Annotated in this window: 9 protein-coding genes; 4 read left to right on the forward strand and 5 right to left on the reverse strand. The window is 39.3% G+C overall.

What is annotated here, in order from left to right:
* Window positions 1-65 precede the first annotated feature (65 nt).
* From DUT70_RS20580 to DUT70_RS20590, 3 genes are all read right to left on the reverse strand, one after another.
* The gene (locus DUT70_RS20580) at window positions 66-3,404 is read right to left on the reverse strand and encodes a DEAD/DEAH box helicase (protein WP_113649255.1); all 3,339 of its coding nucleotides are present in this window, start codon (window positions 3,402-3,404) and stop codon (window positions 66-68) included.
* 320 nt (window positions 3,405-3,724) lie between these two features.
* Window positions 3,725-4,093, reverse strand: a complete 369-nt coding sequence (locus DUT70_RS20585) for a VOC family protein (RefSeq protein WP_113649273.1) — start codon at window positions 4,091-4,093, stop codon at window positions 3,725-3,727.
* A gap of 74 nt (window positions 4,094-4,167) precedes the next feature.
* A complete protein-coding gene (locus DUT70_RS20590; RefSeq protein WP_128353415.1) occupies window positions 4,168-4,641 on the reverse strand; it encodes an META domain-containing protein in 474 nt (157 codons plus the stop codon).
* Between the two features lie 735 nt (window positions 4,642-5,376).
* Here DUT70_RS20590 and DUT70_RS20600 point away from each other — a divergent pair.
* Window positions 5,377-6,117, forward strand: coding sequence for a DUF6261 family protein (locus DUT70_RS20600; protein WP_113649258.1), 741 nt, complete (start codon window positions 5,377-5,379; stop codon window positions 6,115-6,117).
* A gap of 136 nt (window positions 6,118-6,253) precedes the next feature.
* Here DUT70_RS20600 and DUT70_RS20605 read toward each other — a convergent pair whose 3' ends face one another.
* Both DUT70_RS20605 and DUT70_RS20610 read right to left on the reverse strand, forming a co-directional pair.
* Complete coding sequence (locus DUT70_RS20605) at window positions 6,254-6,784, reverse strand: hypothetical protein (protein ID WP_113649259.1); 531 nt, start codon at window positions 6,782-6,784, stop codon at window positions 6,254-6,256.
* Between the two features lie 36 nt (window positions 6,785-6,820).
* On the reverse strand, window positions 6,821-7,072 hold the full coding sequence (locus tag DUT70_RS20610; protein WP_113649260.1) for a hypothetical protein: 252 nt from the start codon (window positions 7,070-7,072) through the stop codon (window positions 6,821-6,823).
* A 511-nt stretch (window positions 7,073-7,583) separates the two neighbouring features.
* Here DUT70_RS20610 and DUT70_RS20620 point away from each other — a divergent pair.
* The 3 genes from DUT70_RS20620 (at window position 7,584) to DUT70_RS20630 (ending at window position 11,394) form a co-directional block, all read left to right on the forward strand.
* On the forward strand, window positions 7,584-8,711 hold the full coding sequence (locus DUT70_RS20620) for a serine hydrolase domain-containing protein (protein WP_113649262.1): 1,128 nt from the start codon (window positions 7,584-7,586) through the stop codon (window positions 8,709-8,711).
* 258 nt (window positions 8,712-8,969) lie between these two features.
* Entirely contained in the window at window positions 8,970-10,223 is a 1,254-nt protein-coding gene (locus DUT70_RS20625; protein WP_162926687.1) for a YaiO family outer membrane beta-barrel protein, read from the forward strand.
* A 1-nt stretch (window position 10,224) separates the two neighbouring features.
* Window positions 10,225-11,394 (forward strand): hypothetical protein, encoded by a 1,170-nt coding sequence (locus DUT70_RS20630; RefSeq protein ID WP_113649264.1) that lies wholly within the window; start codon window positions 10,225-10,227, stop codon window positions 11,392-11,394.
* The last annotated feature ends 597 nt before the right edge of the window (window positions 11,395-11,991 follow it).

Raw genomic sequence — 11,991 nt, forward strand, 5'->3', positions numbered from 1 at the left:
ATATATACACGGCTTAGAATGCATCGAGAGGCTTTAATAAGCTGCCGAATCTCTTAAGACTACTCTTACAACATCCCTACTAATTCCTCCTTAGATAGCGACTGGAAAAAAGACGCATCTGTGCGGATTACGTCCTGTGCCAATTGCTTCTTCTTATTTTGAAGCTTCATGATCTTTTCTTCCACTGTATTGGAACATATCAAGCGTACGGCCACGACGTGTTTATCCTGTCCAATACGGTAAACGCGATCAATGGCCTGGTTTTCAGCCGCTGGATTCCACCAAGGATCTATCAGGTAAACATAATCGGCCTCGGTAAGGTTAAGCCCCACTCCCCCTGCTTTTAAGCTAATGAGGAACACACGGATCTCATCGTTAGTTTGGAAGTTCTGTACCTTACTCCCCCTATCCTTGGTTTGCCCCGTAAGATATTCAAAAGGGATATTTCTCTGTTCCAGTTCAGCTTTCACCAAATCAAGCATCCCTACAAACTGCGAGAACACCAATATCTTATGTGCCTTTGATTTGTTTTCGATCTGTTCGGTAAGCACCTCTATTTTAACTGCGTTAGTACCAGAATGTCCTTGCTTAAGCAACACGGGCGAATTACAAATCTGCCTTAACTTGGTTAAACCTGTGAGCACGTGCATGCTATTTTTTAATAGTTCATCCTCATTGGTAGCCGAAATAAACTCCCTTAACTCCCTTTCATAAGTATCGTAAATTCTGCGCTGCTCGGCATTCATTTCACAGTAAATGGTCATTTCCGTTTTCTCAGGCAATTCCTTAGCTACTTGCTTTTTCGTTCTGCGCAATACAAAGGGCTTAATTTTACGTTGAAGTTCAAAAGCACGTTTGCTGTACTCGAACCGATCAATAGGAATGGCATAAATATCCTTGAAATACTGTTTGCTGCCTAACAAGCCAGGGCAAGCAAAGGACAATTGTCCGTATAAATCGAAGGTATTATTTTCAATGGGGGTTCCCGTAAGCACCACCCTGTTCCTCGACTGCAACAATCGGGCGGCTTTATATCTTTCCGAATTAGGATTTTTAATGGCCTGCGATTCATCTAAAAACACATAATTGAAATGGAAATCTTTTAGGAAACGGATATCCGACAACAGCATCCCATAACTGGTCAACACCACTTCATAAACTTGCATCCCTTCGCTACTTTTCTTTCTATTGGCGCCATAATGCGTCCACAAACTAATAGAAGGGGCAAACTTGGCTAATTCTTGTTCCCAATTGAACAGCAAAGAAGTAGGTACTACAATTAAATTGGTGGTATGCCCGTGTTTCTCCCTTTGGGAAAGGACAAAAGCAATGATCTGTAGGGTTTTTCCCAATCCCATATCATCGGCCAAACAGCCTCCAAAATTATAATCATCTAAATAGTTTAGCCAGTTTAGGCCTTCCAGTTGGTAATCTCTTAATTGGGCTTTTAAGTCTGCTGGTACTGCTACTTTGGGAATCTCTCCTGCGTGAGCAAACTTTTGGGTATAAAGTTCAATTTCTTCTTGCACAGCAGTGCTTAGTTCTGCTTTATCGAACAGTTCAGCGACTTCTGTAAAGTTGATCTTGGGTATTTTAATCAGTTCATATTCCAAATCCCCTGCCTGAAAAAGGCGGGCAATTCTATCCATCCACTCCAGTGGCAAAATCCCTTTGGTACCATCATCCAATTGCACAAATTTACTTTTATTGCGAATAGCCCTATGAATCTGTTTGAGGCTTGCCTTCTTCTTGCCAAAACCTACTTTTAGCTCGGCATTGAACCAATCGATACCACTAAGCACCTCGATGCTGATTTTGGCAGTGTGTGGATTGAGCTGGTTGTTTTTGATTTCGTTAAATCCAAGGATGGCAATGCCATGATTTCTCCATACTTCAAAGGCTCCCAAAAACCAATCTTCATCTAGGAACTTGTCTCTATGGAGGTAAAAATATTCAGGACCTTCTATTTGTTCAGCAAAGTCGGGATGCTGCTCCAAGACCATTCCCGTAAAACGGGTTTCAGCTTCCTGATCTCGGGCTACCTTAAATTCGTTACCGTTCTGATCGGTATCAAAAAGCTGTTTTTTGGAGTATACAGGAACTTCCACCGAACCGTATTTCATCACAGGAGTAATGGCAATAAAGCTACCTTCTTGGTATAGGTAGATCACAGGTTCTCTTGAAAACTCCTTTTCTGCCAATTGTACTGCGGTAGCTTGGCGGATATAGCTATAATTGATTTGTACCAAATGTTCCAATGGCGCCAGTACGGTTTGTACAAATGCCTCGTACTTGGACGAATGGATGATCAGGATCTCGTTATTTGCCTTAAAGAATTTAATGACCCGCAGCAAATCTGGATGTTGCACCAAATGGAAGGCTTGCCGATGGTGGATAAAATATTCGTGCCTAAGAGCCACACTGCTCAATGGAAGCAGTATATCATTAAACAACAGTTCGGCGGTTATCTCATAAAAGGGTTCCTTTTTAAAAACAGTGAGCTTAAGTTCTGCTTTGAGCAGCGTAAGTTCTACTGGTAGCAACGACTTTGTCGAAATGGTTTCGGAAAGGCTCCTATCATGGTAATACACTTCCAAATCCAAAGGATTTTCGACCATGCGTTTCAAAGCTTCCAATTCTGCTTCGGCATCTTCTTCATGAAATTTATTTTGGAAGCTGAGCAGGGCGGTATAAAACTTGATCTCGGCAGGTGCGGTTGCTTTCCAAACCAATGACATGGGTGCAACTTCATTAATAGGGGCTTTTATTTTCCCCGACTGTGTAATGGCCGCTTCCATTAACAGGAAGTTGAGCTGGTTATAGAAACGGTGTTTACCAATGACCAATAGCTGCCGCTTATCGGTGACTTGTGCTGCCATTTTTTTAAGGATAGAGGGCTGTTGTGGGGCCAATGTTTTTTGGAGCAAAGGCACGTCTACCTTTAGCATGCCCTTTAGCTTGGGTGCGATTTGGATTTTACCTTCGTGGTAATTCAGTTCAAAATAGGCATCTAAATCAGGTGCTGCTTCCAAGCCATATTCCCTTGCCGTGGCTTGCAGCATTTGATATCGCAAAGGCTGATCAAAAAAAACACGCAAGTTCCTCACTTCTAAAATGGCATAAATCACTTCGGCCTGATGTTCGCATAGTTTTGGCAATGCATGGGCACAGGAACAAGAAGTACTCAGCGTATCTCCCAACTGGCTTACGGCCACCCTAGGATAATTAACCCCACCCTTTTTGGTAAATACCCCATTGTTAAGCTCCAAGGTAATGGGGTAAATATAGTGCAGTTCCTTTTGCTCCATAAAGTCACCACTTTGGGCATGCTTAAGCAAATCAATTGCGGAAAGGCTACTGAGGTGGGTATGGGCTAATATGATTTCGTTGGGTGGTGTTGTCATTTAGGAACATGCTTTTGGCATGCTATAAAAGTACATCTTTTTTGAAAAAGACGGGAAGTTAGGAAGAGGGATTAGTGTGTTAAATTGAGTTAGCAATCCCATTTAAGTAGAAACCATTATCAAGATTAAAGACTTACGAAGTTTTTGAAACTTCGTAAGTCTACATAACAGCACTAGCTTAGGCCTATAGCTTGTGTATAAATAGCACCAATGTACCAAACCAAGTGCAAAGATCTCTCCATAAAGTCGAGATGACGGTAGTGGCTACGGGCAGTTGAATAATGATAGCAACTCAGCACTACCAATCCTCTCCTTATCCCCTATTCAGAAATGATCAAATAATAACCATCCAAATCCCTTAGCGTAAACTGGTTTTGCAACGAGTTAGGGTTATAGTGAATTTCTTTCTCGATCGCTGCCTGCATGGCTTGGGCATTTTCAAAAATCGTCTGCAAGGCATCTACCCTAAAAAACAGGATTAAACCATTGCCATTGTTTTCTGTTGGAGCCAACATCGTAGGGTGTTCGTGCTCGCCCCACTGATGCAGGCATAGTACCACTTGCCCATTACTGGTTAAAATTTCGAAGGTGCTACCTCCATGTTCGCTTTTACAGGCGAGTAACTGCTGGTAAAAGTGGGCGCTTTCGCGAACATCTTTTACGGCAATAATAGGTTCTGTTTTTACCATTTTTCTTTTAATGAGGAAATAGCCCTGCAAAGTTTTTAAAGCACTGCAGAACTTAGCTATTAAGCAAACTCTTTTTACTTGGCAAGTTCCAGCCTAGCCAATATGCTTTTTTTATCGCTTTCAAGCAAAAGGCTGCTGTTCTCTATCCGATAGCTTTTTACAAGCTTCAAGGCAGCAAAAAACTCGCCTTCTATTTTAAGGTTCGGACATGCCATCATGGTGGCAACCCCTTCTGATAGCTCTATCCCGTTGTCGCCTTTCAACTGATAAGTACCCGAGAAACTGTTGCAGCCTCCGTTGCCCGTAAGCTTACCTCCTTCTTTCTGGAAAACCATTTGTGGTTCTCGCTTAAAGGTAGTATCAAGCACAATGGCTTGACCGTTAAGTTCCTTCAATTTCCATTCTTTGTCAAAAAGGTCGACCACAAGCGCTGCTTGCCCCTGTTGGGCTACTGTAGCGGTAGTGTCGGTGGTATTATTATCCGTTTTGGTCGCACTGCAAGCTGCCAGCGCAATGGCCAAAGTAATCATCAATATGCTTTTTTTCATGACTTTTGATTTTGGTTGTCTATATACAATATCGCATTTTTTTTGGAGGATTTTCAATCGCAAGGCAAATCAACGGTCTACTTGTTATCGGTTACAAAGTATAGTTGTAAAGCAAAAATCCCTCACCTAAAACATTGCAAATAATGTATTTGATTTATAAATTAGTTATTAAAATTAAATACCTCCACCATGAAAACATACCTATACTCGCCACATACTTTGGCATTAGTTCCTTCAATGATCCATTGCTTTCCTCCATATTAAGCACTTTAACAAGATCATCACCTTACATTTTAACTGTTTATCCTTAACCTTTTACCTATGGAGAAAGAAAACAATCAACATGAAGGCGTTATCCTTAGGATGACATGTCCGTGTAATCAACATAAAGGTGATATCCTTAGCATGATGAGTCCATGTAGCCAACAGGAAGTTATTATCCTTAGCATAACGAGCCCATGTAGTCAACAGGAAGATATTATCCTTAGCATGATGAGTTCATGTAGCCAACAGGAAGGTGTCATCCTTAGCATGATGAGTCAATGTAGCCAACAGCAAGATATTATCCTTAGCATGACGAGCCCATGCAGCCAACAGCAAGGTGTCATCCTTAGCATGACGAGCTCATGCAACCAACAGGAAGGTGTTATCCTTAAGATGATTACCCTAATTTTCAAAAGGAGGCCATTCCTGCTAAAAAATAAAAATCTATTACATCTCGATAATGATTAAACTATGATCAACAACATCAAATTACAACCCCTAAAGAATGGTGAATATATTCAATTCATCACCGATACACTTCATATTGTGCTCAATAACAATCCTGATGCACTAATGGTGAAGGCGCAGTACGATAGTTTACAAAGTAAGCTAAATAGTATGGAGCAAATCTTCAAGATAAGACAATCTAGTCCTGTCACTAAGGAAATTGAGACACTTGATGCACGCAGATTTAAAGCCATTCATGGGGTACGTTTACAGATACATTCGCTTACTTATAGCAATGATCCTATACTGAATCGCCATGCCAAACTGTTGGAAGCACATCTTAGCTTGTTTGGTAAAGGCATCGCGAGGACAAACTACCAAAGTAAGACCACCATCCTGCGCAATATCATTAATGATTGGATGACTAAACCTGAGCTAACAGAAGCCATTACTGTGCTACAGCTTACGCCATGGCAAACAGAAATAGATGCGGCCAACAACGCTTTTAGCCAAGCCCTCAGCACCAGAAATGACGAACTTGTCACTGCACCTACAAAAAACCTGAAAACACTACGCTTAGAAGGAAATGAGGCTTATTATAAATTAAGAGACATGATTAATGCTTTTATGATGATTAATGAAGGTGCAGAGCCTTGGGCCGGTACCATTGCTAAGATTAATCAAAACATTAGCAACTATATGACATTATTAAACAGACGCAGTAGTGCCAACAATACCGATGAGGGTGAGTTATCTTCGGAATAGCAATAGCTTATAAACAGACGGTTAGCAACTGTCTGTTCTTATTTGATGTAGATAGTATTAGAGTAATTGCTAGTTGAAGGAAGTTTAATTCATATGCAGGCAGTATACATGCACCAGCAAGAAGTTTAATTTAGATTTAAATATTTACATCCTGAATTGATGTAATGGTCAAGTAATCTCCGCCTAGTCCTTTTATACAAATAAAATTTGCTAATTGGTGATAGACATGATTCTTACCATCAATATCTTCAAAACCATTTACTTCGAGATACTCTTCATACTCTTCGAAAGTTAAATTATTAATCGGAGCAAAAAAGCTGAAGCTATAAAAGTATTTCCACATTTCTATGATAGCATTGGCAAAGTCATATTCTAATTTAAATTTCCCAATGGCATCAAAACGCCGTTCATCAATTTGATACAAATATTTAAATTCATTTCCTTTTAAGGTAAATCTTGTAAAGATGCTTTGCTTTAACTGCAAAAGCTCTTCGTCATCAGTTAGATCTTCTTCTCTTCTGAAATAGCATAATATTTCATCTGTTTCTTTTAAAAACCTATTCAACATCTGTTTAAAAGCTATCCTATCATCTACTGAATGATAAAGATTAAATGAATCAAAGGTCAAAAAAAACAATCCGTCTTTGTATTCTCTATATAACTCCACTTATTTTAAGTTCAAAAATTAATCAGCTATTAGATTTTAAGTTCTATATTCTTCTACATATCTGAGTAGCACATTAACTAAAGCTTTTTTCAAATCATTTTCATCAGCACGTATCATTTCTCTTTTATTGTCTGGAAAAGATACAAATACAGTATACGAACTATCTTTTCTTTGTCCATCAAATTTTATAACAGCAACCTCTCCGTTTGATTTAATTTTTTCAAGACAAGCTATAAGCTCTTCAAAGGAAGGTTCTTGCTTTTTTAGACTTTCTATAATGAAATCCATACAATTTATTTAAACCCATTCGCTGGCGCACGCTTGTGGCGTGTGCAAGACTATATCATATTTATATTTTTATAATTAGATTACTATCATTTAAAAAATATCAAGAAGATATAAAAGAATAGTAATAAGCCATGCAATAACATTAAAACAAGCAAAATACCAGTAAATATGCGCTCTTTGAAAATTCTAAGAACTATACTTAGCAGCAACACATGTAGAATAATGTAATATGGCAGGTATCTATCAATCGTTATTAAATATTCATGTCTTATTTCTTGTAAACCAAGTCCAATTGTCTTACCAAACAATAATCGCATACCTGCAATCATTAGAAGAATTGAAGCATAAACGCTACCTATTTTAGGAAACGACACTGAATTTTTATCCTCTTGTGATGTCATAAAATATTTTAACATGATCTCCCTTCTCGTGTATGCATTTTTCGAACACTTAAATCATTCCTAAAATAGTATTAACTTAGGATACAACAAACCCAAACCTCATTGCAATCATGAAGAAGCTTGCACTTTCCGCAATTATCCTGTTCCTTTACCTCTCTAGCCATGCACAATTTGAAAAAATAGAGCGTGAAATAGGCGAAAGTCTGACCAAAACAGAGACCATTGGCTTAGCAGTTGCCGTAATTAAGAACAACCAGTTGGTGTACCAGCATGCTTTTGGTAAAAAGAACGTAGAAGACAGCACTCCTTTAAGCAATTCAGACATCTTTAGAATCGCTTCCATTTCCAAATCCTTTGCGGCAACCTCCATGATGCAATTGGCAGAAGCTAAAAAACTATCCTTAGACGATGACTTTGGCAATTTAGTAGGCTTCAAAATCCGTAATCCTAAGTTTCCAGAAACGGTAATCACCCTAAGAATGGTGCTATCGCATACATCAAGCATTAACGACAGCCAAGGTTATTTCAATTTAGATGTGATTAACCCCAGCAAAAATCCCAATTGGGAAAAATGCTATACCGATAAGCAACCAGGCATAAGCTATCTCTATTGTAACCTAAACTTTAACATGGCAGGTGCGGTTATTGAACGTATCACTGGGCAACGTTACGATAGTTATGTAAAACAGCACATCCTTGCCCCATTAAATGTTTACGGTGGTTACTGTATCGATTCCTTGGATGCCAAGCGCTTTGCTACGCTATACGAATATGAAAACAAAGCCTTTAAACCATCGCCAGCCGCTTACGCACCACGTAGGGAAGAGCTGAGCACTTACCAATTAGGTTACAGCACCCCTATCTTGTCACCTACAGGTGGCATGAAAATATCAGCCACAGATTTAGCCACCTACATGACCATGCACATGAACTATGGCAAAGCCAATGGTGTCAGAATTATCGCTAAAAAGAGCGCTAAACAAATGCAAACACCCCTCAGCAGTCCAGAAAACTATGGCCTAGCATTGCTTACTACCAACAAATTGATTTCGGGCAAAACATTAGTAGGACATACCGGCTCCGCTTATGGTTTATATAGCGCCATGTTTTTTGATCCAAAAGAAAAATTTGGAATTGTAGTAATTACCAATGGTACCAGTGCAAAAGAAACAGATGGTTATAAAGCCATCATTAAAGAAAGTTTTAATATCCTTTACCAAAACCTGATTGCTAAATAGTGCTTTTTTATTCCTTACAAGTAACCTAACAGGTCATAAAAACTACTGGGCTTACCCCTTTTTTAGCTATGATAAATAGGTCATAATCCCCCAAACTGTAGATTTTTTTTCCTAAAGTTTTACGCATTGCTTTGTAAGTAGCGCCACACTTAGTAATTTAGAGCTTTGTAGAATACACCCTAGGGCATTTAGAGCTATAATCTCTCGATAAGAACTTAATTTTCGCCTATTGGTATGCTAATTGAAACGACCAATGTCATGACAAAAAACCTTTTTAGATTTTTATCGATGGTACTGAGCCTGCAAATACTGTTTACAGGTTTGCTATTTGCTCAAGACACCAATAACCTTACTTCCGACGAACTGTTTACCCAAGCTAGAAATATCCCCAAGGACAAACAAAACTATCCACAGATTATTGGCTTGCTTAAAACGGCACTACAAAAAAGCCCTGACTACGCAGACATCCGTTTGTTTCTAGGAAGAGTTTACACTTGGAGCGATAAATTGGACAGCGCCCGATATCAATTTAATCAGGTATTAGCTAAAGAGCCTCAAAACCTCGAAGCCTATTCGGCTATATTCGATTTAGAATATTGGAACGAAAACTACACGAGGGCATTAGACCATGCCAACCAAGGCTTATTATACGATCCTAAGTCTACAGAACTATTACTTAAAAAAGCAAAAGCGCTAAACGCCTTAAAAGATACGAGACAGGCCATGGCCATATTGCGTGATTATAACAAACAAAACCCTGGGCAGGATACAGTAAAGAGCTATTACCAAATGTTAAGGAGCACAAATACCAAAAACTTAATTGATTTAAGCTACGAGTATGTGTATTTCGACAGGCGTTTTGATGACCCTTGGCATTACGCTTCTATAGATTATACCCGCAATACTTCCCTTGGCTCAGTAACAGGGAGACTCATGTACAGCAACCGTTTCCGCAGCGATGGTCTGCAAGGCGAAATAGAGGCATATCCTTCCATTACAAAAGGAATTTATGCTTATGTAGGCGCTGCTTATTCGCAAGCGGACATTTTCCCTAGGTTTAGGGCAGGTGTATCGCTTTATTACACGCTTCCTAAAAGCTTTGATGCAGAGACGGGTTTTAGATATTTAGATTTTAACCCAACCAAAACCTACATTTATGTACTAGCTTTAGGTAAATACACAGGTAATTTTTATTTCAACTTAAAAACATATTTGTCACCAGACGTAGATGTCTTCTCCCACTCCTATACCTTTACTACACGTTATTATTATTCTGATCGCTATAACTTTATCGGTTTCCAAATTGGTGCAGGGGTCTCTCCAGACGACAGGGCCAGGAATATTATGGGCACAGGCAACTTAAATACCTACAAATTTGGTGTCAATTACTCAAGAGACTTATTTAGCAACTTTACCTTAGCTGCTACAGGTTTATGGTTCCGTGAGGAGTACCGTACCGATGAATGGGGCAATCAAATTGGTCTTGGCCTTTCATTAATAAAGAGATTTTAGGATGAAACGTGGGATCATCAGTACCATATTATTTTACTTAGTCATTGCCTTGCCCTTATGGATGTTTGTAGTTTGGTTTTTTTGGCCCAAAACCAAACTGGTAATTGCCATTGTAGATAAAACGGTACTATTTAAAACTGGACAGGAGCACGCCTCGCTTACTTGGGTACTACGTAACAACAAGTACTCTAAAACCTCTAAAGATTTATACAAAGTAGGCCGAGATTACTTTGGTTTCTTTCCTAATAAGAACAAAAAGTATGACCTAAAAGGATTGGAAAGAGCAACCGACGAAGATTTAGAAAAACTAAGCCGCCACTCGGATATGGCCTATATTACCGATACGTATGGTATTTACTCCAAAGAATGGTACCTAGCTAAAAACATTACCGAAAGGCAACGTTTGCTCTATGGAGGCTTATCCCCACAGGATATGGCATTCCTAAAGAAAATGAAGCAAAAGAAAAAGCTCATCATTACCGAGTTTAATACCTTTGCCACACCTACCTCAAACACTGTAGCCCGCGATTTTGAGCAGACTTTCAAAATCAAGTGGACTGGTTGGGTAGGCAAATACTTCGATTCTTTTGATACCGTACGCAATAAAGAATTACCTAGATGGCTAGTAGAAAACTACAAAGCACAAAACAATGGCAAGTGGCCTTTTAAAAGATCTGGAATTGCTTTTGTAAGTAAAAGCGATAAAATTGTAGTATTGGAATATGTGAACCACTTAAATGGCGAGGTACCTTACATCTTGACTAGAAAAGAGGGACGTGACAGGTATAACATTCCAAAAGAGATGAAATATCCTTTCTGGTTTGACATCATACAAACCTCACGTTCAAATAAAATCATCTCTTTTTATGATCTAAGGGTAAACGATGCGGGATCGAAGATATTGGCTGACAACAACATCCCTTCTCAGTTTCCAGCCATTATAGAGCACTACCGAAACGACTACAAATTCTACTATTTCTGCGGTGACTTTGCAGACAATCCTATTTCGCAAGGAGGTTCTTATTTCAAAGGCATCAGTTTGTTCCGTAAGCTATTTTACAACGACGATATTGCCGCCGAAAGGGTCAGTTTCTTTTGGGAGTTCTATCGCCCAATGATCAACAAAATACTTGATGATTATGACAAGGATATGAAAGCCGAGAAAGAATAGTTAGGCTTTTGAGACTGACGAAGTTTTGAAAACATCATAAATCTTAACCTCGTAGGTTTTTAAAACCTACGAGGTTTGAGCTTCCAATCCAGACTGAAGTAGTTTTTAGAAGCGCAAAACCAATACACTTAAATCACGATACTCCCGCCATTCATTTCAAGTCCGCACTCGCTTCGCTCCCTTACGGGCTTTCCATTACTGTCGGGGCTAAAGTCAGCGGACTTCCGTAATTTACCAAGCAAGCACTAGCGCTGTCTCTTCGTCATTCCCAACTCGATTGGGAATCCTAATGCGAGAAACCTTTCATAAACCTCATAGTTTTTTATGATCATGTCCTTTAAGATTCCCGTATACACGGGAATGACGGCAAATGAACGTTTACATCATCCAAGCACTAGCGCTGTCTCTTCGTCATTCCCAACTCGATTGGGAATCCTAATACAAGAAACCTTTCATAAACCACATAGTTTTTTATGATCAAGTCCTTTAAGATTCCCGTATACACGGGAATGACGGCAAATGAACGTTTACATCATCCAAGCACTGGCGCTGTCTCTTCGTCATTCCCAACTCGATTGGGAATCCTAATGCGAGAAA

Origin of the sequence: Pedobacter chitinilyticus, from assembly GCF_003313385.1 — a bacterium.
Lineage (GTDB): Bacteria > Bacteroidota > Bacteroidia > Sphingobacteriales > Sphingobacteriaceae > Pedobacter > Pedobacter chitinilyticus.